16 protein-coding genes are annotated in these 22,900 nt (G+C 44.6%); 5 read left to right on the top strand and 11 right to left on the bottom strand.

The annotated features are described in order from the left end of the window. Positions 1–48: 48 nt before the first annotated feature. The 5 genes from ACMXYO_RS06750 to sdhC form a co-directional block, all read right to left on the bottom strand. Positions 49–2,883: a 2-oxoglutarate dehydrogenase E1 component gene (locus ACMXYO_RS06750; protein WP_415887750.1), complete on the bottom strand. Its 2,835-nt coding sequence runs from the start codon at positions 2,881–2,883 to the stop codon at positions 49–51. A gap of 249 nt (positions 2,884–3,132) precedes the next feature. Further along, complete coding sequence (locus ACMXYO_RS06745; RefSeq protein ID WP_415884187.1) at positions 3,133–3,837, bottom strand: succinate dehydrogenase iron-sulfur subunit; 705 nt, start codon at positions 3,835–3,837, stop codon at positions 3,133–3,135. 12 nt (positions 3,838–3,849) lie between these two features. Then, positions 3,850–5,622, bottom strand: coding sequence for a succinate dehydrogenase flavoprotein subunit (gene sdhA, locus ACMXYO_RS06740; protein WP_415884186.1), 1,773 nt, complete (start codon positions 5,620–5,622; stop codon positions 3,850–3,852). 3 nt (positions 5,623–5,625) lie between these two features. Further along, positions 5,626–5,973, bottom strand: a complete 348-nt coding sequence (gene sdhD / locus ACMXYO_RS06735) for a succinate dehydrogenase, hydrophobic membrane anchor protein (protein WP_415887749.1) — start codon at positions 5,971–5,973, stop codon at positions 5,626–5,628. Continuing rightward, positions 5,967–6,344, bottom strand: a complete 378-nt coding sequence (sdhC, locus tag ACMXYO_RS06730; protein WP_415884183.1) for a succinate dehydrogenase, cytochrome b556 subunit — start codon at positions 6,342–6,344, stop codon at positions 5,967–5,969. Before sdhC ends, sdhD begins: the two co-directional genes overlap by 7 nt. A gap of 437 nt (positions 6,345–6,781) precedes the next feature. On the opposite strand from sdhC, the gene gltA reads away from it, so the two are divergent. Further along, a complete protein-coding gene (gene gltA / locus ACMXYO_RS06725; protein WP_415887748.1) occupies positions 6,782–8,059 on the top strand; it encodes a citrate synthase in 1,278 nt (425 codons plus the stop codon). Positions 8,060–8,121: 62 nt separating this feature from the next. Here gltA and ACMXYO_RS06720 read toward each other — a convergent pair whose 3' ends face one another. Then, on the bottom strand, positions 8,122–8,979 hold the full coding sequence (locus tag ACMXYO_RS06720) for a LysR substrate-binding domain-containing protein (protein ID WP_415887747.1): 858 nt from the start codon (positions 8,977–8,979) through the stop codon (positions 8,122–8,124). 107 nt (positions 8,980–9,086) lie between these two features. Here ACMXYO_RS06720 and ACMXYO_RS06715 point away from each other — a divergent pair, with 107 nt between their 5' ends. After that, entirely contained in the window at positions 9,087–9,581 is a 495-nt protein-coding gene (locus tag ACMXYO_RS06715) for a tautomerase family protein (RefSeq protein ID WP_415887746.1), read from the top strand. Between the two features lie 60 nt (positions 9,582–9,641). Here the strand turns inward: ACMXYO_RS06715 and ACMXYO_RS06710 are convergent, their stop codons facing one another. Next, positions 9,642–10,850: an ammonium transporter gene (locus ACMXYO_RS06710; RefSeq protein ID WP_415887745.1), complete on the bottom strand. Its 1,209-nt coding sequence runs from the start codon at positions 10,848–10,850 to the stop codon at positions 9,642–9,644. A 251-nt stretch (positions 10,851–11,101) separates the two neighbouring features. Beyond that, the gene (rlmKL, locus tag ACMXYO_RS06705) at positions 11,102–13,243 is read right to left on the bottom strand and encodes a bifunctional 23S rRNA (guanine(2069)-N(7))-methyltransferase RlmK/23S rRNA (guanine(2445)-N(2))-methyltransferase RlmL (RefSeq protein ID WP_415887744.1); all 2,142 of its coding nucleotides are present in this window, start codon (positions 13,241–13,243) and stop codon (positions 11,102–11,104) included. Between the two features lie 310 nt (positions 13,244–13,553). Here rlmKL and rmf point away from each other — a divergent pair, with 310 nt between their 5' ends. Continuing rightward, the gene (gene rmf, locus ACMXYO_RS06700) at positions 13,554–13,760 is read left to right on the top strand and encodes a ribosome modulation factor (RefSeq protein ID WP_415884177.1); all 207 of its coding nucleotides are present in this window, start codon (positions 13,554–13,556) and stop codon (positions 13,758–13,760) included. A gap of 46 nt (positions 13,761–13,806) precedes the next feature. On the opposite strand, the gene ACMXYO_RS06695 is transcribed toward rmf, so the two are convergent. The 3 genes from ACMXYO_RS06695 to ACMXYO_RS06685 all read right to left on the bottom strand — a co-directional run bounded on the left by ACMXYO_RS06695 (position 13,807) and on the right by ACMXYO_RS06685 (position 20,047). Beyond that, the gene (locus ACMXYO_RS06695; RefSeq protein WP_415884176.1) at positions 13,807–14,832 is read right to left on the bottom strand and encodes a quinone-dependent dihydroorotate dehydrogenase; all 1,026 of its coding nucleotides are present in this window, start codon (positions 14,830–14,832) and stop codon (positions 13,807–13,809) included. A gap of 132 nt (positions 14,833–14,964) precedes the next feature. Continuing rightward, positions 14,965–15,186, bottom strand: coding sequence for a DUF2835 domain-containing protein (locus ACMXYO_RS06690; protein ID WP_415884175.1), 222 nt, complete (start codon positions 15,184–15,186; stop codon positions 14,965–14,967). Between the two features lie 37 nt (positions 15,187–15,223). Further along, complete coding sequence (locus ACMXYO_RS06685; protein WP_415887743.1) at positions 15,224–20,047, bottom strand: NAD-glutamate dehydrogenase; 4,824 nt, start codon at positions 20,045–20,047, stop codon at positions 15,224–15,226. A 286-nt stretch (positions 20,048–20,333) separates the two neighbouring features. Between ACMXYO_RS06685 and ACMXYO_RS06680 the strand changes: the two genes are divergently transcribed. Both ACMXYO_RS06680 and ACMXYO_RS06675 read left to right on the top strand, forming a co-directional pair. Next, positions 20,334–21,980 (top strand): BatD family protein, encoded by a 1,647-nt coding sequence (locus tag ACMXYO_RS06680; RefSeq protein WP_415887742.1) that lies wholly within the window; start codon positions 20,334–20,336, stop codon positions 21,978–21,980. A gap of 31 nt (positions 21,981–22,011) precedes the next feature. Next, the gene (locus ACMXYO_RS06675; protein ID WP_415887741.1) at positions 22,012–22,866 is read left to right on the top strand and encodes an ion channel; all 855 of its coding nucleotides are present in this window, start codon (positions 22,012–22,014) and stop codon (positions 22,864–22,866) included. Positions 22,867–22,900 lie beyond the last annotated feature (34 nt).

Genomic DNA, 22,900 nt, shown 5'->3' with positions numbered 1-22,900 from the left:
TTATCGTTATCACCGTCAGGCGATTAGTAATTGTGGTTAATCGCCTGATCAACCGTTAAGTGCATCATTAACTAGTTTTTCCTGCTGCTCAGCGTGTACAGAAATGTACCCTACTGCTGGAGCCGCAGATGCTGGACGGGCTACCCCTTCCAAATGTAACTTGCTGTCATGTTTTTGTAGAACGTGACGCATATGGTGCTGCATTGAGTACCATGCGCCCTGGTTCATTGGTTCTTCTTGACACCAAACTACAGATTCTAAGTTTGTATACTCAGAGATTGCTTCTGCCAATTGTGCTTCTGGGAATGGATATAACTGCTCGATACGAACGATAGCAACATCATCTTTTTCCAATTCAGCACGACGGTTGTAAAGGTCGTAGTAAACCTTACCACCACACAGCACAAGACGTTTCACCTTCTTAGGCTCTAACTGATCCACTTCACCAATAACTGGCTGGAATGAACCTTCTGCTAGATCTTCAAGAGTAGAAACCGCTTGCTTATGACGCAACAAACTCTTCGGAGACATTACAACTAGAGGCTTACGTAGCGGACGTACAACCTGACGACGCAGCAAGTGGAAAATCTGTGCTGGCGTAGTTGGTGTAACAACCTGAATGTTGTGCTCTGCACACAATTGTAAGTAACGCTCTAGACGTGCTGAAGAGTGCTCTGGGCCCTGACCTTCGAAGCCGTGAGGCAACAACATTGTCAGACCACATAGGCGCTGCCATTTATGTTCACCAGAAGTGATGAACTGGTCAATTACTACCTGTGCACCGTTGGCGAAATCACCGAACTGAGCTTCCCAAATAACTAGCGCATTTGGCATCGTAGTCGCATAACCGTACTCAAACGCAAGTACCGCTTCTTCCGATAGGAAAGAGTCATGCAATGTTAGACGAGGCTGCTCATCGGAAAGATTATCTAATGGCAGGTAAGTTTCAGCTGTCTTCTGATCATGTAGTACCGCGTGACGGTGAGAGAACGTACCACGTCCCACATCCTGACCTGTGATACGAATTGGATGACCTTCAGCAAGGATAGTTGCATAAGCAAGAGATTCAGCCATACCCCAGTTCAATTCCATTGCACCATGAGCCATACGCTTACGGTCATCAATGATTTTTTGAACTTGGCGCTGAACTGCGAAACCTTCTGGCGTTTCACAAATCTTATTACCTAGCTCTTGCAGCAACTTAAGATCAACTTTGGTTTCTGGGCAGTCGAATGACCACTCATGACCTAGGTAAGGCTTCCAATCTACAAACAGCTCAGAGTTTGGCTCATGTACAAGTGACTTAACAACATGCTCGCCATTCTCTAGCAGCTTACGGTACTCTTTCTCCATCGCCTTGCTTTCTTCAAGTGTAACAACACCTTCAGAAATCAATTGCTGAGCGTAAAGATCACGCGTAGTTTTCTGCTTTTTGATCTGAGCGTACATCAACGGCTGTGTACCAGATGGTTCATCAGCTTCGTTGTGACCGCGACGACGGTAACAGAACAAGTCAATTACAACGTCTTTCTTAAATTCGTTACGGTAATCAACAGCCAGCTGTGTAACAAAACGAACTGCTTCAGGGTCATCGCCATTTACGTGGAAGATAGGCGCCTGAATCATTTTCGCAACATCGGTAGAGTACTCAGTTGAACGTGAGTCTTCTTGCTTAGATGTTGTAAAACCAACTTGGTTGTTAACTACAATATGAATTGTGCCGCCTGTTTTATATGCACGGGTCTGAGACATCTGGAATGTCTCCATTACTACACCCTGACCACAGAAAGCTTGATCACCGTGAATATTTACAGGAACAACAGAAGCACCATCAGCATCCTCACGACGATCCTGACGCGCGCGTACAGAACCCTCTACTACCGGAGCAGCAATCTCTAGGTGAGATGGGTTAAATGCCATAGCGATGTGAACTTCACCGCCTTCAGTTTCTACGTTAGATGAGAAACCTTGGTGGTACTTAACGTCACCAGATGTATCTACAACACGCTTCCCTTCAAATTCGTCAAACAAATCAGCCGGGTTTTTACCAAAGATATTAACAAGCGTATTTAGACGGCCACGGTGAGCCATGCCGATAACAACTTCTTTCGCACCCTGCTTACCAGCACGCTGAATTAGCGTGTTTAGGGATACGATCATTGACTCGCCACCTTCCAGACCGAAGCGCTTAGCACCGGCATAACGAGAGCCCAAGTATTTCTCTAGACCTTCAGCAGCTGTTAGGCGCTCAAGAATCATCTTTTTCTTGTTAACTTCAGCTTCTGGATGTGAGCGAACAGGCTCTAGACGAGACTGGATCCAACGCTTTTCTTGTGTATCAACGATGTGCATGTACTCTGCACCGACCGTTGTACAATACGTTTTCTTCAGATCAGCAACGATATCACGCAGCGGAGCTTCTTCAGGACCGAAGAACAGAGAACCTAGCTGGAATACGGTATCGTAATCAGCTTCAGACAGCTCATGGAAACGTAGATCAAGATCCGGCACATCTTCACGTTGCATCAAACCTAATGGATCGATGTTGGCAACCTGATGACCACGTACACGGTAAGCGTTGATCATACGCAATACACGAACCTGCTTTTTCTCATGTTCGGAACTAACCGAACTTACAGCAGTTGGCGCAGCGCGTTTTTGGTTTTTAGATAGATAGAGAAAATGTTCTCTGATAGCAGAATGCGGCACATCCTGTGTCAGATTTTCGCCAACTTTAGGTAGTCGGTCGAATTCTTCTCGCCATTCCTGAGGAATCGCATTTGGATCCATCAGGTAAGTTTCGTACAGTTCTTCAACGTATGAAAGGTTGCCACCGTAAAGGTGAGCATTCTTCCACATGAGATCCATGATGCTTTCTTGCATTCTTGATCACCCTGGCTCTGGGAGCTTTCTGATTCTATCGGGATCTTCCGATAGACATCGCTCCTCTTTGAGTTACCTTCAATCCCCCGATCAAACAGCTTTAACTGTCTCGGGATTCTTATATTAAAGCTTTTGGAAGCAAGCTTTAATCATTCTTTATGCGAATATGGTAATTTTTTTACAAAAAATTCTTTTTTCTTTTTGTAACACAAAAAAAGCGGTGCCAATGGCACCGCTTTTTAAGGTAGATCAGGTTGCTTGCGCTAGCAGCATATTGCGAATCTTGCCGATCGCCTTAGTAGGATTCAATCCTTTAGGGCAAACGTTTACGCAGTTCATGATGCCGTGGCAACGGAAGACACTGAATGGGTCATCCAAATCTGCCAGACGCTCACGAGTCGCCGTATCACGACTGTCTGCCAAGAAGCGGTACGCTTGAAGCAGGCCAGAAGGACCGATGAACTTGTCTGGGTTCCACCAGAAAGACGGACAAGAAGTTGAGCAGCATGCACAAAGAATACATTCGTACAGACCATCCAACTCAGCACGATCCTCCGGAGACTGCAGACGTTCGATCGCAGGCGGCGGAGTATCGTTGATCAAGAACGGCTTGATCTTCTCGTAAGCTTTGTAGAACTGAGTCATATCTACAACAAGGTCACGGATAACCGGCAGACCCGGCAGTGGACGCAGCACAAGCTTGTCGTCTTTAACTACAGCAGATAACGGAGTGATACATGCAAGACCGTTAAGGCCATTCATGTTCATACCATCTGAACCACATACACCTTCACGGCAAGAACGACGATACGCCATAGACGGATCTTTGTCCTTAAGAAGCTGAAGCAGATCCAACACCATGATGTCCTTACCACCAGGGATATCAATATGGATATCCTGCATGTAAGGAGCATCGTCAGTTTCAGGATTGTAGCGATATACACTAACCAACATGATAGAAGCTCCTTAGTAAGTACGAACTTTAGGTGGGAAGGCATCTACGGTTTTAGGTGCGAAGTTTACAGCACGCTTACCGATAGTTTTGTCTTCAGGGAAGTAAACAGAGTGGCACAACCAGTTCTCATCATCACGCTCAGTAAAGTCATTACGAGCATGTGCACCACGAGACTCTTTACGAACCTCAGCTGCGATAGCAGTTGCTTCAGCAACTTCGAACAAGTTTTCAAGCTCAAGCGCTTCGATACGCGCAGTGTTGAATGCCTGACTCTTATCTTCAAGATGCAGGTTATTGATCTTCTCACGAATGCCTTTAAGCAATTCAAGACCTGTCTGCATGCTTTCGCCGTCACGGAATACACCGAAGTACAGCTGCATTGTGCTCTGTAGTTCTTTACGAACTTCAGAAACGCTTTCACCGCCAGTAGAGTTGTTTAGACGGTTTAGACGCGCCATTGCAGTTTCAATGTTAGCTTCAGTTGCATCTTTAACTTCGTAACCTTCACGCATCTGCTGTTCGATCTGCATACCAGCAGCACGACCAAATACAACAAGGTCAAGAAGTGAGTTACCACCTAGACGGTTAGCACCATGTACAGATACACATGCAACTTCACCACAAGCATATAGACCGTCAACGATAGAATCGTTACCGTCTTTATCTGGTGCGATAGCCTGACCACCGATGTTAGTTGCAACACCACCCATCTGGTAGTGACAAGTTGGAACAACTGGAATCGGCTTAACAACTGGGTCAGTTGCCGCGAACGTTTTAGACAGCTCACAGATACCAGGTAGACGTGAATGAAGAACCTCTTCACCCAAGTGATCCATCTTCAAGTAAACGTGATCACCATCTTCACCACAACCACGACCCTCTAGGATCTCAAGGATCATAGAACGTGCCACAACGTCACGACCTGCAAGGTCTTTAGCGTTTGGCGCGTAACGCTCCATGAAGCGCTCGCCGTCTTTGTTGATTAGGTAACCACCCTCACCACGACAACCTTCAGTTACAAGTACACCTGCACCTGCAATACCGGTTGGATGGAACTGCCACATCTCCATATCCTGCGCCGGAACACCTGCACGCAGAGACATACCCATACCGTCACCAGTATTGATAAGAGCGTTAGTAGTAGAAGAGTAGATACGGCCAGCACCGCCTGTTGCAAGAACAGTCGCTTTAGCCTTGATATATACAGTCTCACCTGTTTCGATGCAGATAGCGATACAGCCAACAACTGCGCCATCATCATTCTTAACTAGGTCTACTGCGTACCACTCATTAAGGAAGGTAGTACCTGCTTTCATGTTGCCCTGATATAGAGCGTGAAGCAGTGCGTGACCAGTACGGTCTGCCGCAGCACATGTACGCGCAGCCTGACCACCTTCACCAAAATTCTTAGACTGACCACCGAAAGGACGCTGGTAGATACGGCCTGTTTCAGTACGGGAGAACGGAAGACCCATGTGGTCTAGTTCGAATACCGCCTGAGGACCTACAGAACACATGTATTCGATAGCGTCTTGGTCACCGATGTAATCAGAACCTTTAACTGTATCGTACATGTGCCAACGCCAGTCGTCGTTTGGATCAGCACTTGCGATCGCACAAGTGATACCGCCTTGAGCGGATACCGTGTGAGATCGAGTTGGGAATACTTTTGTTACACAAGCAGTGTTTAGACCACTTTGTGCAAGCTGAAGTGCAGCACGCATGCCTGCACCACCGCCACCGACAACAATCGCGTCGAAAGTAAGCGTGCGTAGTTTAGACATCTTTTAAACACCCCATAAAATCTGAATGCCCCACACAACGTAGATAAACGTCAGGAGACCACATGCAGATTGAAACACGAAACGGATACCCGTTGGCTTAATATAGTCAGTAGAAACAGACCACATACCAATCCATACGTGTGCAGCAAAGGATAGTAGCGCTAGCATTGTAAAGATGCGCATTGCTGTTCCTTCGAACAAACCAACCCACATTTCGTAAGTTAGTTCTGCGCCAAATGCTAGATAACCAATCATAAAGATTGTGTATACGGCTAGGATTACCGCGCTTACACGCTGAATCATCCAGTCATACAGGCCACTACGGCCAAAGCTAGTAATACTAGTTACCATATCCATACTCCCGAAATGAGGATTGCTGCAACAGCTAGACCCAAGGTCACTTTCGCTGCCATTTGACCACTTTCAAGTTCTTCACAGTGGCCAAAATCCATTACCAGGTGTTTGATGCCCGCGAAGAAGTGGTATAGCAATGCTGATACGCTTCCCCACGCTATAAGCTTCGCGAAGAAGCCATTCTCAAACATATCAACAGCTTCATTGAAGCCCGCTTCTGATTCCAGAGACAAACCCAAAGCATACATTGCAAACACAGCACCAAAAAATAGCGCCACGCCTGTCACACGATGCAGGATGGATGTAATCGCCGGTAGCGGCATTTTGATAGTTTGAAGATCTAAATTTACAGGTCTTTTCTTATTCACGGCTCTTGTTCACACTTTTTACGGCCCCTTTGCAGGGCTCGGTTGCTCGGAAGTGTTGAAGATAAGTACCTCGCTCCTCAAGCATATCCATAATATATGAACTAATATAATAGGACATAAACTAGGGATAAACTTCGGGGCGAGAGTATAAGCATTTCACTTTGACAATACAACGCAAACACAGCGCTGTTCGCCTTTTGTCTAGGACTTTACGGCATATCAAAAGTCGTACAACCAAATGACTATTCAGCCTTAGTACCAATCCTGCAAAAATTCAGTCGTTTTTGCTGCGTTGCGGTAACTAACCCATTTAGTCGGATTGACAAACTTTTTTCAGTCTCTATATTGTGTGGGTCCAATTTATCGGGCCAAGACTCTTAGATCTGACTAATAAGAAAGTCAAAACAGAACTAAAACATAATGATAGGAGCCTTTTAATGGCTGATAAGAAAGCACGTTTAACAGTCGACGGTCTGGATGAAGCTATTGAGCTGCCGGTGTATTCAGGCACTCTAGGTCCAGACGTAATTGATGTGCGCCCACTGACTGGCAAAGGCCTGTTCACGTACGATCCTGGTTTTGTTTCCACAGCTGCGTGTGACTCTAGCATCACTTTCATCGATGGCGGCAAAGGCGTGCTACTGCACGGCGGTTACCCAATCGACGAGCTAGCAGAAAAATCAGACTACATGGAAGTGTGCTACCTACTATTGAACGGCGAACTGCCTAGCGCAGAGCAAAAGGCTAAATTCGTAGACACTGTGAAGAACCACACGATGGTTCATGAGCAACTAAACCACTTCTATAACGGCTTCCGTCGTGACGCTCACCCAATGGCGATCATGTGCGGCGTAGTTGGTGCTCTTTCTTCGTTCTACCATGACTCTCTAGACATCGATAACGAACATCACCGTGAAGTTTGCGCATACCGCCTAATCGCGAAAATGCCTACTATCGCAGCGATGTGCTTCAAGTACTCAAACGGCCAGCCGTTTATGTACCCGCGCAACGAGCTGAGCTATGCAGGCAACTTCCTGCAGATGATGTTCGGTACACCTTGCGAAGAGTACCAGGTTAACCCTGTACTTGAGAAAGCAATGGACCGCATCTTCGTACTTCACGCTGACCACGAACAGAACGCTTCTACTTCTACAGTACGTCTTGCGGGCTCTTCTGGTGCTAACCCATTCGCATGTATCGCTTCTGGTATCGCTGCACTTTGGGGCCCAGCTCACGGTGGTGCTAACGAAGCTGTACTAAACATGCTTGAAGAGATCGGCGATGAGTCACGCATTGATGAATTCGTTGCTAAAGCAAAAGATCCAAACGACCCATTCCGCCTAATGGGCTTCGGTCACCGTGTATATCGCAACTTCGACCCACGCGCACGCGTAATGAAGAAGTCTTGTGACGAAGTACTAGCCGAACTTGGTTTGGAAAATGATCCTCTTCTTAAGATCGCGAAACGCCTAGAAACAATCGCTATCGAAGACGAATATTTTGCTGCACGCAAACTATACCCGAACGTAGACTTCTATTCCGGTATCATCCTGAAAGCAATTGGTATCCCAACCAACATGTTTACCGTGATCTTTGCATTGTCTCGTACAATTGGCTGGATCTCCCACTGGAGTGAGTTCCACAGCAGCCCTAACAAAATTGGTCGTCCACGCCAGCTTTACACTGGTCCGACTCAGCGCTCATACCCTAAGTAAGACGCACCAATTACCCAAAAAAGCCGCTTTATGCGGCTTTTTTATTGTCTATATTCTTCAATTTACCGAACCCCAAGCGACGCTAATCTAAACGTTTCTGCCAACTCATTCGCAACATTGATATCTCGCCTATAGCGCAACGATGTATAAATCATTGGCAACTCAGGCAAACCAAGACGCCCCCCTATCAACTCAACCCCTGGCAGCACCGCACTCCTAGGCCTCACAGTAACGCCTAAGCCACACTTAACAGCCGCCATAAGCCCTTGATAGCTTGATGAAGTATAAACCAGCCGCCACGGAATGCCTGATTGATCGAGAGACTCAATAGAAACCCGCCTAAACTGGCAAGCCTTGGAATATGACGCCATCGGCAACTCCCTTCCTGGAGACCAAGAAAAGCCCACAGGGCCAATCCACGCTAACGGCTCACCACCTAACACCTCCCCCTTCCCTGAGCTACTTAACGATAACGTGACGATAAGATCATAATCCCCCCGCTCATACCCTAACTCCAGCTCATCGCTATAACCCGTTTCCACAAACAGCCTTACAGCAGGGTTCTTCCGAGAAAAGCCAGCCAAGAGCTCTGGCAATACGGTTTCCGCAACACCCTGAGAGACACCCACCTTTATCTCCCCCAGCTCACCACTACTCGCCAAGCTCGCTATCGCATCGTCCTGCAACGCCAGCATCTTTCTTGCGTAACCAACTAACATCTCCCCTTCATGTGTCAACAGCCGTTTACGGCCATTAGGGCGAAACAACACAACACCCAACTCCAGCTCCAATTTTTTTATCTGCTGACTCACCGTGGATTGCGTCTTATGCAGGGACTCTGCTGCCCGAATAAAACCATCCCTTTCAACTACAGCAAGGAAAGTTCTCAACAATTCAGTGCTTATATTAGGCTGCGCCATGCCCACCCCTCTTTGATCGTATTAACTGATTAATATAAACGAAATTAATCGTTATTAGTAATGCAAATGAGCGCGTAAGCCGGATTTAAACAGACAAGGAGAGCGTTATGCCTTACATATCAATACATGTATCCAGCGACTTAACCGAATTACAGATCAAAAGCCTAGTCGAAGGTACAACAAATATCATGGCCAATATTCTTCATAAAAAAGCAGAATTAACCGCCGTAAGTATTACAAAAATGGATAAAGAGCATTGGTTTATCGGCAATAAATTAGCCACTAATTCGGTATCTGCATACGTGGATGCCAAAATCAGCAAAGACACTAATACCGAAAAGGAAAAGTCCGATGCACTTAGTGCATTTAACAAACTTTTAGACAACGAAATTGGGCCTCTAACACCTACCAGTTACGTAGTTTTAGATGAAGTACCAACAACAGACTGGGGCTATGACGGCTTAAGTCAGCAAGCACGAATGCTAAAAAGAACAGAATCAGGCGTAATAGATATGCAGTACTACACAGAGAAAGGGAAAAAAGAACGTTCTGATTTTATTTTTTCTAAGCTACAAAAATTCAGACAAGCGATATTTAACTAATCACTACCAACAAAAAAGCCGGGCAATGCCCGGCTTGTTCAATAGACCTAAAGTGACAGATTAGTTATCGCTAGTAGATTCAATCTTATGGATAGATAGGTCAGCACCGTTATACTCTTCCTCTTGAGTCAAACGCAGACCAGAAACTGCACGCACACCACCGTAAACAATTACACCGCCAATGACTGCTACAGCAATACCCGCTAGCGAACCGATTATTTGTGACATAAGGCTAACGCCACCCAGACCGCCAAGCGCTTCAGTACCGAAAATACCGCAAGCAATAGCACCCCAAACACCACAAACACCATGTAGCGGCCATACACCCAACACATCATCGATCTTCCATTTGTTCTGCTGAATAGTGAACAAGAAGACAAAAATTGCACCGGCAACAGCACCTACAACTAGAGAACCCATAGGGTGCATTACGTCAGAACCAGCACATACAGCAACCAAACCAGCCAAAGGACCGTTATGGATAAAGCCAGGGTCATTTTTACCAAAGATCAGCGCAGTAATAATACCGCCAACCATCGCCATTAGCGTATTAACAGCTACTAGACCAGAGATACCATCCATTGTTTGAGCGGACATTACGTTAAAACCGAACCAACCAATACACAGAATCCATGCACCTAATGCCAAGAAAGGAATATTAGATGGAGGGAAAGCAACAAGACGACCACCTTTATAGCGACCATTTCGAATTCCCAGCATGATCACTGCAACTAGCGCCAACCAGCCACCGACGCCGTGCACTACAACAGAACCCGCAAAATCATGGAATGCAGCACCAAAATTAGCTTCTAACCAATCTTGGAAACCAAAGTTACCATTCCAGATAATGCCTTCGAAGAACGGATATACAAACGCCACAATAAGAGATGAGGCAATCAAGAACGGCCAGAACTTAGCACGCTCAGCAATACCACCCGATACGATCGCAGGAATCGCAGCCGCAAACGTCATTAAGAAGAAGAACTTAACCAGCTCATAACCGTTGTTTGCGGCTAATTCAGCAGCAGGAGAGAAGAAAGTGACGCCGTAAGCAACCCAATAACCTACAAAGAAGTAAGCCATGGCAGAAAAACCAAAATCGGTCAGAATTTTAACTAACGCATTCACTTGGTTTTTGTGGCGAACCGTACCAACTTCAAGAAAAGCAAAGCCGGCATGCATGGCAAAGACCATGATCGCCCCCATCAGAATGAATAGAGTATTAGAACTCTGAATAAGCGTCTCAACTGCGCTGTTGACGTTTTCCACTTGGTGTCTCCCGTTTCTTTTTTGCACCATATTAGAACCACAACCTAAAACTGCGCTTCATTTTGGTGCACTATTATAGTGCATATTATTCTGTGATATTGCTGCCACTATGCCAACTAGGCTTAAAAGCCCCGAAACATAGCGCCTTAAACTGCAATTCACCAAAATAGTGCTAGTAACAAATTTTTTATGCCTTAATAGTAAGCACTATATGTGCCAGATTTATTAAAGCGCACAATTTGCGAGCACAATCACTTATGACGAATACGGAAACAAGAATGAATTTTAGAATTACGCTTAAAATCCGGATCCAGAGTAGATTGCGTAATCTCCTCAATCTCGAATTCTGACAACGCATCGTAGTCCAACTTAAAGCGGCGGTAGTTATTGGAGAAGTACAACACCCCATCTGCACGTAAACAGCGCATAGCCCCTTCTATAAGGTCTACGTGGTCGCGCTGCACATCAAGCACTCCAGCCATTCGCTTAGAGTTAGAAAACGTTGGAGGGTCCATAAAAATCAGATCGTATGCTGGCCCTCTTTGCATCCGCAACCACTTCAAGCAGTCCGCTTGAACTTGCTGATGCTCTTTTGTATCGAGGCCATTTAGATCTAAATTTCGCTTAGCCCAGTTAAGATAAGTAGCCGACATATCAACACTGGTTGTGGATTTAGCGCCACCCTTGGCAGCATGCACAGAAGCAGTGCCTGTGTAACAGAACAGGTTTAAGAAATCCTTACCAGCCGCTTCTTTCTGAATCTGATAACGAATTGCTCGATGATCCAAAAACAAACCGGTATCAAGATAGTCGTGCAAGTTGACCAGCAAACGACAGCCGTGTTCGTTAATCTCTTTAAAGCGGTGAGTTTCAGAGTGCTTTTCATACTGATTAACGCCCTGCTGTTTTTTTCGCTGCTTTAGAATTACCTTTTCTGGAGATACCTCTAAGGTTACCGGTAACGCATTCATCACATCTTGTAAGCGAGCAAATGTTTTTACCGGATCAATCTTCTTAGGTGCGGCATATTCTTGGACATGCACTTCGTCTTTGTAGATATCCACTGCAACAGAGTACTCAGGGATATCCGCATCGTAGAGACGGTAGCTCTCTATATTGTCGCGTTTTACCCACTTAGCCAGCTGTTTACGATTTTTCTTCAAACGATTAGCAAACATCTGAGCCCCTTCACTCAAAGGAGCTGGCTCACCCTCTTGACCCTCTTGCTTCTCAGCTCTCTGCTCAGACACAGGGTAGATAAACAAACGACTTTCAAGCGCACCGTTAAACAGCTTATATTGCTTATCTGCGCGTAGACCTGTGACCTTACAAAGATCTGGGTTAGAGGTAAAAATAGAAGCCGTCCAACCCGCAAATTGCTCTTTCAGCTTATCGCCAAGATGTCGATACAAGAACATCAACTGCTGAGTCTCACCTAAACGCTCACCATAAGGGGGGTTAGTAATCAGTAAACCTTTACCTTCAGGTAGGGTGTTGCGATCCAAATCTTCTAGGCGGCATGTTGTAAATTCAATAAAGTCTGCCACACCTGCCCTTTCTGCATTCTGACGAGCTGCGCGCAACACCTTGCCATCTTGATCGCTACCAATAAGGTTCGCTTCCAATGACAGCAAACCTTTTACTTTGCGCGCTTGAGCCTCAGCAACAAGATCTTCCCAAATATCACGTTTATGACCTGTCCAGCGGGAGAATCCGAAACGCTTACGCTGCAAACCTGGCGCAATGTCAGCCGCCATCAAAGCAGCCTCAATTAGCAATGTGCCTGAACCACACATAGGATCGAAAACCAAACCGTATTCAGATGAACGCTCCGGCCAACCACTGCGAATCAAAATAGCAGCCGCCAGATTTTCCTTCATTGGCGCTTCACCGGCTTTCAGACGATAAGCACGTCGGTGCAAACTATCACCCGACATATCTAAAGCAACGGTAATTTTGCCGCGGTGCATACGCACATTAATACGTAGATCAGGCGCAACTTTATCGATACTCGGACGAGCACCAGTTTTATCCCGAATTTGATCGACAATGGCATCCTTAACTTTTAACGCACCAAAATGGGTATTGTTGATACCACGAGTTTGACCACTAAAATCAATTAACAACGTACCTTCGCTACGCATATGATCCAGCCAGTCAATTTGCTGAACAGCCTTGTAAAGGTCATCTGCTGTTTCTGCTTCACCTTCATAAAGGGGCATAAGAACTCTGTTCGCTAAACGAGACCATAAACAGATACGGTAAGCATCTTCCAGCTCACCTTGGCATTGAACCCCTGCCACTGTTTGTTTTGTTTCGGTAACGCCCAGTTGCTGCAACTCCTCTTCAAGAAGTAACTCAAGACCCTTAGGGCATGTCAGAAACAGTTTCATACGCATCTTTACTCAGCAAATATTTCACTTAATTAACAACAGGCATGAAAAAAATTCACTCTGTTGTTCAAAAACCAATTTTTTGACTAACTTTATGAATGCAATCGTTTTTTTGCACCCACACACTAATTATTTTTATTAAGCATTAATATCATGATAGTCATATTCAATCGCACTATGATCTATTTTCCGATATTTATAGAAGTCTGGCTGCAAAACTTAAAAACTCGCAGACAGATTTTAAGCGGATACCATGTCTCAAGGAACCGCTGCTCTCAAAAAACTAAAACACGAAGAGAGGCTCAATTGTATGAAGAGACAAAAGCGTGATCGTACCAGCACACTTTTTAATCGAGGTTTTCAAGCAGGATTAAGCGGTAAGTCCCGGGATAACTGTCCCGTGAACACATCAGATCTCAGAAGCCATTGGATGAGCGGATGGCGCCAAGGACGCGAAGCTCACTGGAGCGGTATGGAAGGAGTATCAGCAATTCAATCCGACCCAGCTCTACACTAAACAGAATTTTCAGGCTCCCCTAAGGGAGCCTTTTTATTACCTGCTCTTATTCTGAAAGCTGCTTAATTGCTTTCACAGAATCCGCAACCAATGAAGGTCCACGGTAGATAAACCCAGAATAAATTTGTACCAAACTTGCACCAGCTTCGATCTTTTCTGCCGCATCAAAACCTTCAGTGATCCCGCCCACACCAATAATTGGTAACGCACCATCAAGCTCTTGCGCCAGAGTTCTAATCACTTTAGTTGATTTATTGCGTACTGGAGCGCCTGATAAACCACCTGCTTCATCTGCAAACTCTAGCCCTTCAACACCGTCACGAGATAGGGTTGTATTGGTCGCAATCACACCATCCATTTCATAAGACTTTAGAGAAGCAGCAACAAGTGCAAGTTCTTCATCAGTCATATCCGGTGCAATTTTTACCGCAATTGGAACATAGCGGTCATGGAACTTAGCTAACTTAGCTTGTTCGGATTTAAGCGCGTCCAATAAGCTGTTTAACGACTCGCCGTACTGAAGAGTACGAAGGCCTGGTGTGTTTGGAGAAGATACGTTAACCGTAATGTAAGACGCGCGTCCGTATACCTTTCGAAGACAGTATAGGTAATCGTCATTCGCCTTCTCGTTTGGAGTATCTTTGTTTTTACCAATATTGATACCCAGAACACCTTTATAAACGCTCTTATCCAGATTAGAGAGCAGCTTATCTACACCACCGTTATTAAACCCCATACGGTTGATGATCGCTTGCTGTTCAGGCAAACGGAAAATACGTGGCTTAGGATTACCATCTTGTGGACGTGGAGTAACAGTACCCACTTCAACAAAGCCGAAGCCCATTGCAGCCATACCATCTACCGCAATGCCGTTTTTATCTAGACCTGCTGCTAAACCTACGCGGTTTGGAAAATCAATTCCCATCACCTGAACAGGATCAGATAGTACTTCAGCGCCCAGAAGCTTATTTACTCCCAAAGAAGACGCAAGATTCATCGAATGAAGCGCTACGTTGTGAGAAAGTTCGGGATCAAGCTGAAACATCAAAGATCGAGTCAGTGAATACAACATAATCAGGTCCTAGTAAAAATTTTGGCCCGATTATAGGCGAGGCGAGGATGGAATAACAGCATTGAGCACTAAGAGTGACAATGTTAACTCCCAAAAGTTATAAAGAATCATAAAATTGGTGCATTTATTACACTAACTCAGTTTCTCTATTCCCTGATATTTGCCTTGATCATCAAACAAGATTTTAAACCGACCATTAATACCATCACGTAGTAGAAATGGTTTTAAGATTCTAGCGGGGAACTGTACGCTACGACCATCAAGGGATCGGGTATAAACAGTTTCCGCGACCCCTTGATACAACATTAAAAATTTTTCAGAACTAATCCGAATATCAACCAAAATTGCTTTCATACAATACTATTTAGAGGAATGACCCTCATATACACGTTCAGGTATTAAACTGGCTTGTTTTCGCCAAATCAAACAACTCTCTTAACGCGACAGTATACATTGCATACTCTTGTTTTTTAGCACTTTTAACTTCATTGAGAACATTTTGCCAACGATCAAGTAGCCATTCATTTTCAGTACACCACTTATCGATCACCTGTTCTACTGTAGACCCTTTGACCCGCCCTTTAATAGCTGTCGCCACCAAGGCACGCTGCTGCCAATCCAAATCATCCCTAAACGCTTCGCGAGCCAATGCTTGCCAATAGTTATCGACACTCAATTTGCTGAGCTTTCTAGACAACCAATCAAGCTCTAACCGCTGCCCTAGCCCAAAGTACACTTGAGCCACTTGATCTGGCGGAACATCCGCTTCATCTGCAACCTCGATCACACCTAATGAGGCATACAAACAACGTGCACCAGATACAAATTTAGCCAATTTACTAGGAACTCCCGCTTCGTGATAGCGACTAAGTGCACTTTCCCAACGCGTTAAAGGTTCTCCTGTAAGCAATTTTTCCTGCTTAGGTACAATTTTGCCTAACTGAGCTCTAAAACTATCTACCTCTTTTTCACAGTCCACTTCTGCCCGGCGATTCCTTACAAACCATCGCGTTGCTCGACGCATTAAATGTTGTAATTCATGCATCATCTCTAATTGAATATCGCTGCTAACTTTATGATCGAGTTTTTCGATTTGCTGCCATAAATTCTCAACCCCAAACACATCACGAGCCAGCACATAAGCCCTAGCTATAGCAGCTTCATCAGCCCCTGTTGATATACGTAAACGATCAACAAAGTTAATACCCATCATGTTAACCATGTGGTTTGCGATTTGAGTGCTGATAATTTCTCGACTCAGACGATGCACTTTTAGCTGCCCACCAAACTCTGACACCAATTTCTCTGGGAAGGCAGTAAACAGTTCCTGAGAAAGGTACTCATCATCTGGTATGAATGAAAGACTTAGCAATTCTTTCAGCTCTGCTTTGCTATAAGAGATAAGCACGGAGAGCTCTGGACGACTTAAACCTTTTTTCAACGCTCGTCGTTCATTTAACACATCATCAGCAGGTAAGAACTCTAGCGCTCTATCCAATTTCCCTGCAGATTCCATATTGGTAATGTAACGCTGATACTCAGCCATCCCCTCAAATGAACGAGACTCTGCCATAGAGATCGCTTGCACCTGTCGATAGTTATTTTTCAATACTAATGAAGCAACCTCATCGGTCATCTCCTCAAGCAGGGAATTACGTTGTTTCTCTGTCATGTCGCCATTGGCAACTACCTGGTTTAGAAGGATTTTGATATTTACTTCATGGTCTGAGCAGTCGACACCTGCAGCATTATCAATAAAGTCAGTATTCATCCGGCCACCAGCCAAAGAATATTCCATTCGGGCAAGCTGGCTCATACCCAAATTACCGCCCTCACCAACCACTTTACAGGCTAGCTCTTGGCCGTCTATACGTAAGGCATCATTGGCTTTATCGCCGATATCCGCATCAGTCTCGGTACTTGCCTTAACATAAGTACCAATACCACCATTCCAAACCAGATCTACTGGCGCTTTTAGCAGTTTATTCAGAAGATCATTCGGGGTAACAGTCGCTATCTTTTCACCAATAAGCGCCTGTATTTGTGGAGACAGGGTGATCGATTTGGCAGAACGGTCAAATACACCGCCCCCTTCAGAGATCAATTTTTTATCATAATCAGTCCATGCAGAACGAGGCAGTTTGAATAAACGATCTCGCTCTTTCCAACTTTTTGCAGCATCAGGATTTGGATCGATAAAGATATGCAAATGGTTAAAGGCAGCGACTAGACGGATATGCTTAGAGAGCAGCATACCATTGCCAAATACATCACCTGACATATCTCCTATACCAATGACCGTAAAATCATCCTTATCGGTATTCACACCCATCTCGCGGAAATGCCGTTCAACAGATACCCATGCGCCTCTCGCTGTAATGCCCATCTTCTTATGGTCGTAGCCCTGACTACCACCAGAAGCAAAGGCATCACCCAACCAGAATCCATAGGATTGTGCCAATTCGTTTGCAATGTCAGAGAAAGTCGCCGTACCTTTATCTGCCGCCACCACCAAATAGGTATCGTCTTCATCGTGACGAACCACATCCGCTGGTGGGCAGACCTCACCTTCAATTAGGTTATCTGTGATATCCAATAGCCCACTGATGAAGGTTTTATAGCAATTTACACCTTCTTCAAACCACTCTTCGCGACTCATACTGTCATGTAATGATTTAGCGACAAATCCACCTTTTGCCCCAACAGGAACAATTACCGCATTCTTAACCTGCTGAGCTTTAACTAGGCCTAAGACTTCTGTGCGGTAATCTTCCATTCGATCAGACCAACGCAGTCCACCGCGAGCCACCTTACCACCACGAAGATGAACACCCTCAACCTTAGGCGAGTAGACGAAAATCTCATATTTGGGCCGCGGTAATGGCATATCTTGGATTTCATCAGGGGACAATTTAAAAGAGAAATAGCTTTTAAAATTTTGCCTATCTTTTTGATAGAAATTTGTTCGCAGCGTTGCCTTGATTAGTAATAAATACTGTCGAATCACTCGGTCATCATTCAAGCTACCCACATCTTCTAAAGCATCAATAATGGTCGACTCTATTGCCTCTTGTTCCGCGGAATTACCTGATTCAAATCGCGCTTTAAAGAACTGAACAATCTTAGCCGCTATATCGACATAAGCGTTTAGCGTCGTGCTAATTGCTTCAGGGCTAATTGGAAAACTAATCTGCTTCATATAAGCGGCATAAGCTCGAAGCATGGCCACCTCTCGCCAACCAACATTGCCTGCTAACACGAGGCGGTTAAACTCATCATTCGCCGCGTCACTTTGCCAGATTTTGAGGAAGGCCTCTTCAAACACTTCTTTGAGTGTTGAAAGTGATACTGAGCCAGCTCCCGTGTAATGCAAATTAAAATCGTGAATCCACACCAAAGCTCGTTTGCTTTCTATTTTATAAGGGTGTTCGTCTATGACCCTTAACCCTAAGTTTTCGAGTACTGGGATAACATCCGATAAAGGTAAGGATGCGCCTAAACTAAACAATTTAAAGTTAAGACAATTCTTTTCCTGCTCCAATGCTTGATAAAAACTAAGCTGCAATGGCGCTTTATCGGATAGTTTTTCTATATGTTGTAGATCCACTACCGCTGTTCTAGCGGAAAAGTCCGCGCTGTAACTAGCAGGAAAACCACTACCAAACTGGTTGTAAACTCGAATACCTGATTCCTCACCAAGTGTTTCAACCAAGACATCTCGAAGATCATCACACCAACTACGGGCGGCTAATCTCACCACCCGCTCTAATTTATCGGAATCAAAATCCTCTACGATGTTGTCCCCACGAAGAATAAACTGCGTACGCGTCAGAATGGATTCAGAAAAATAGGTCGTAAAATCTGCATGGGTGCAGTTCAACTGCGCCATCAATAACGACTGAATTTTGTGCCTGAAGTCAGTGCTATAAATATCCCTTGGTGAATAGACCAGACAGGAATAAAACTGGCCAAAATAGTCTCGACGAACAAACAAACGTATCTGCCGCCTTTCATGAATTTGTAGGACGCCAATAACGGTCCGATAAAGATCATCTACGGATACTTGAAATAGATCATCTCGAGGGTGAATTTCTAAGATCTGCAGCAGCTCTTTCCAATCATGCCCATGGCGATGCAAGCCAGATTTTTCCATAATCGCATCCACCTTACGGCGCACAATAGGAATCTGGCGCGAGCTCTGAATATAAACACTGGAGGTATACAAGCCTAAGAAACGACATTCACCTACAACGTCCCCCTTCTTATTGTATTTTTTTATACTGATGTAATCGGGGTACGTCGGACGATGGACACTGGAGGCCCTATTAGACTTAGTGAAGGATAAAATATCGGGGATCAGGACAAAGCCTTCCGCATCGCGATCATTCTCGTTAACTAAGGCAGATCGGCAATGCTCATCACAAAATTTTAGAAGTCCAAGCTGGCTGCCCGGTACGGCTTCTAGGGTTTTCTTTCCCTTCTTATCCACCAACTGGTATTCATCGTAGCCTAAGAAGGTAAAGTGATCCTTCAACCATTTAATAAAATCATGCACCTCCGAGGTAATCTCAGTTTCAAAGCCTTTGACCGCTTTTGAGAATACTTCTGCTTGATCATTGCATCGCTCAACCATAGGCTCAAAGTCTTCTACCACCATGGTTACGTCTTCAAGGACATTCCTTAGTGCTTGCTCTAGGTCTTTAAGATCTGCAGTATCCGAATGTCGATCAACCTCAATCGAAACTAAGGATTCCCTTTGAGAGTTTTTCGCTCTGCTATCCTTTTTGAGTAAAGACGTTAATCCCCCTTTGTCATCCCTTTTCAGGGTCACTACCGCATTATGTATAGCGTGGATAGTTAAGTTACGTCGATTGAGTTCCATTCGAAGAGAGTCAACGAGAAAAGGAATATCCTTCTGCAGTACTTCAATCACAGTATGGGTTGATTGCCAACCATGCAGTTCGTAATCAGGATTAAACACCCTGACCTTAACCTGTCCCTCTTTACGCTCTTGGAGAAACTGCCAACAGGCCAACGTTGAGCCATATAGATCTTCTAATTTCCACTCTAGAAGATCAGCAAGCGAAGCAGATGAATAGTATAGAGTTGCAAACTCAATCAAGGCTTCAGATCTTTCTTTCGGTAATCGATTTTGTAACTCTTGGCAAAGCGTTGTTAACAGATTCGCTTTTTCGTCCTGCCCTAGATATTCCATCTGCAACCCTCAATTTTTCTCAAATAATCAAAAGTATAGACAAAATGTAGCCAACAACCGTTTAAGTACATCGACAAGTGATACAAACAAATTTTTAACAGCTTAAGGCAAGAGAAACCAGAGAGAAACGAAACTCACCTGAGCTAAATTAATCAAACGATTATTAAACAGGAATACGTTGATTCACCCTTCAGGATTACTCATAATAAAACAAAAAACACAGTTTCTTGCTCACAGACCTAACTATCGGTGAGTCTTAGCCGGCGATGTTGGTGCGAGGATTACATTGCGATTAATTTATTCTCACTTTTTCTTTCTTCTGGCTTTCATTGCTTTTCAAGCTCAAGCAAAGGTCTCTTCTTCCTTAGATACAAGCATCCTCTATTTAGGTCAAAAGATTACGCTGACCTTAGAAACTGACCAGCAAGATGTCGCTCGACCAAACCTAAGGCAATTACAAAAAGACTTTAATATTGTTGGAACACGTAAAGTTACTGTTTCGAGCCATACCACAGGCTCTGTAACGACCAGAACTCGCTGGGTACTACAACTAAAACCGAGAAAAGATGGGGAACAAGTCATTCCTGCAATCTTTGTTGGGCAGCAAGCTAGTCAAGAACTTCCTATTTCTGTACTCCCAGCCAATGATAATCCGGAACTCGCTGAAGGTTCGGGTCGAGCAATCTTTCTAGAATCTAGCCTTGATAAAGATGAGCTCTATGTAAATGGGCAAGCAATTTTACGCGCGAAGATTTTCCATCTTGCTCCGCTCCCCTTAGATACAAATTTAACCGCACCAGAATCCCCTGATGCGATCATCAAGCCGCTGGAAGAGCAAAAGCAATATACCAGTGTCGTACGTGGCCAAAACTATAATGTTACCGAAACAAGCTACACTCTGTTTCCACTTCAAGAAGGCGAAGTGGAAATCAGCCCCGTGTTTTTCTCAACCACTCTCTCCAACAATACGGTCATAGAACTAAATAGTGAGCCGCTACTACTTTCAGTACTACCACCCGCCAATCAAAACACACACAAGTTATGGCTTCCGGCAACATCGATTTATATTGAAGACAACTTAGATGAATTAAATCAGGTAACTCAAACAGGCAAGCTTACCCGAATCATAAAATTAGAAGCTGAAGGCCTCCCTTCTTCGTCGCTACCTTCCTTAGCATCACTACAGCACTCTAATGCAACAATTACGCTGCTTAATGTCATTTTAGAAGAACGTATGACGGAACAGGGTGTAATCAGTCAACGAGTAGAAGAATTAGAAATTACGCCTCGGAATACTAAAGAGATCATCCTGCCATCTATCGACCTTCCTTGGTGGAATACAGCTGCCGACAAAGGGCAGACAGCCTCTATCACTCAGAGAAAAATTGAAGTTACACCTGCAGTTATTCCAACCAACAACCCTCAATCAGATAAAGAAGAGTCCTCAGGTTCGATCACAGTGTTAATTTGGATTTTAACGGGGATCAGTGTTGCGGCAACTTTGGCCTTTATCTATACGTTTAACCATCTACGCAATATCAAAAAGCAATCTGAAGAAGAACCTGATGAGTCTTTATTCGAAGAGGAACAAAAACGAGTTGCGTTTGAGATAACCGAAAAGAATACCTTTCAAGCATTCTCTATCGCCTGCAATCAAAACAACCCTAATGTCGCACAATTACGTTTAGTTGAGTGGGCTCAAAGCTTTTGGGCTGCACCTGACATACAGTCTCTAGAATCTGTATGTGAATACGCCAATAACCAAACAATAAATTTGTTAGTGATGGATCTACAGCAACATCTATATGGCCAGCAGGATGAATATTGGCAAGGAGACCTCATATTAGATGCCATTTCCAAAGTGAGGGCCCGACAGCTTCGCCAACGCTTGGATCTGACAGTCGGACAACAGCGTTTGGACTACAGCCACTAACAAATGCAGACCCAGTAGAATGGAGCGATAAATGGAATACACTCGACATACGGCTCTAATGCGTATGGTTGGACTAGGCGGGGTCGCCTCTGAAGAAAACGAACGAGCCAAACTCTGGGGACGCCGCTTTGAAGGGCCAATGGTATTAGCAGCCATATGGATTCTTATTGACTGGTATCTACAATCTAAAGGCGTCTCAAATGCTTACACGTCTTTCGCGTCTGACTGGCTAATCTGGCTACTGTTTATGTCAGAACTCTTCGTAATGCTCTGGCTTGTTGATGATCGCATTAAATATATCAAACACAATTGGATGAGCCCACTTATCGTACTTGGTGGTCTGCCAGTTCTTTGGGGGGTCGATACATTCTATGCTGGGATAATCCGAACCCTAAGACTTGCGCTCACCATCGGTATATTCCTACGAGTTTCCAAAGATACCCGTGATCTCTTATCTCGGCATAACTTAGGCATCACACTCTTTATCTGCTTTATCATCTTGGTGATTTCCGGACTGCTAATTTCAGGTATCGATCCTGCCTTTGAAACACCAATGGATGGTCTATGGTGGGCTTGGGTTACTGTTACGACTGTAGGTTATGGTGATCTTGTGCCCGCCACAACGGAAGGTAGGATATTTGGTTCGCTTCTCATCCTGATGGGATTAGCAATGTTCTCCATGTTAACCGCTAGTTTCTCTGTGTTCTTTATTGAGCAAGATGAAAGAGAATTAACTCAGAAAGAAGAGCGCAATATTGAGCGTATCGAAGGCTTAGAAAGAAAACTGGAAAGGATTGAAAACCAGCTAGATAAAACCCTCGATGCGTTAAATAAACTCACCGAGCAACAAAATCAGTCATCCAATGACAAAAAACCTAACTCCTAAGAAACCCTTAGGAAGTTAGGTTTTTTCTAACCCC

It is taken from the genome of Neptuniibacter sp. QD37_6, assembly GCF_047778085.1.
Classification (GTDB): domain Bacteria; phylum Pseudomonadota; class Gammaproteobacteria; order Pseudomonadales; family Balneatricaceae; genus Neptuniibacter.
This window is presented reverse-complemented; position numbering and strand designations above follow the sequence as displayed.

What these genes read in the sequence shown, in the direction of transcription:
- rlmKL (WP_415887744.1), bottom strand. Translation starts at nt 13,243, where the DNA reads ATGAAACTGTTTCTGACATGCCCTAAGGGTCTTGAGTTACTTCTTGAA.
- ACMXYO_RS06685 (WP_415887743.1), bottom strand. Translation starts at nt 20,047, where the DNA reads ATGGAATATCTAGGGCAGGACGAAAAAGCGAATCTGTTAACAACGCTT.
- ACMXYO_RS06745 (WP_415884187.1), bottom strand. Translation starts at nt 3,837, where the DNA reads ATGTTGGTTAGTGTATATCGCTACAATCCTGAAACTGACGATGCTCCT.
- ACMXYO_RS06695 (WP_415884176.1), bottom strand. Translation starts at nt 14,832, where the DNA reads ATGTTGTATTCACTGACTCGATCTTTGATGTTTCAGCTTGATCCCGAA.
- ACMXYO_RS06750 (WP_415887750.1), bottom strand. Translation starts at nt 2,883, where the DNA reads ATGCAAGAAAGCATCATGGATCTCATGTGGAAGAATGCTCACCTTTAC.
- sdhA (WP_415884186.1), bottom strand. Translation starts at nt 5,622, where the DNA reads ATGTCTAAACTACGCACGCTTACTTTCGACGCGATTGTTGTCGGTGGC.
- gltA (WP_415887748.1), top strand. Translation starts at nt 6,782, where the DNA reads ATGGCTGATAAGAAAGCACGTTTAACAGTCGACGGTCTGGATGAAGCT.
- ACMXYO_RS06690 (WP_415884175.1), bottom strand. Translation starts at nt 15,186, where the DNA reads ATGAAAGCAATTTTGGTTGATATTCGGATTAGTTCTGAAAAATTTTTA.
- rmf (WP_415884177.1), top strand. Translation starts at nt 13,554, where the DNA reads ATGAAGAGACAAAAGCGTGATCGTACCAGCACACTTTTTAATCGAGGT.
- ACMXYO_RS06675 (WP_415887741.1), top strand. Translation starts at nt 22,012, where the DNA reads ATGGAATACACTCGACATACGGCTCTAATGCGTATGGTTGGACTAGGC.
- sdhD (WP_415887749.1), bottom strand. Translation starts at nt 5,973, where the DNA reads ATGGTAACTAGTATTACTAGCTTTGGCCGTAGTGGCCTGTATGACTGG.
- ACMXYO_RS06720 (WP_415887747.1), bottom strand. Translation starts at nt 8,979, where the DNA reads ATGGCGCAGCCTAATATAAGCACTGAATTGTTGAGAACTTTCCTTGCT.
- ACMXYO_RS06715 (WP_415887746.1), top strand. Translation starts at nt 9,087, where the DNA reads ATGCCTTACATATCAATACATGTATCCAGCGACTTAACCGAATTACAG.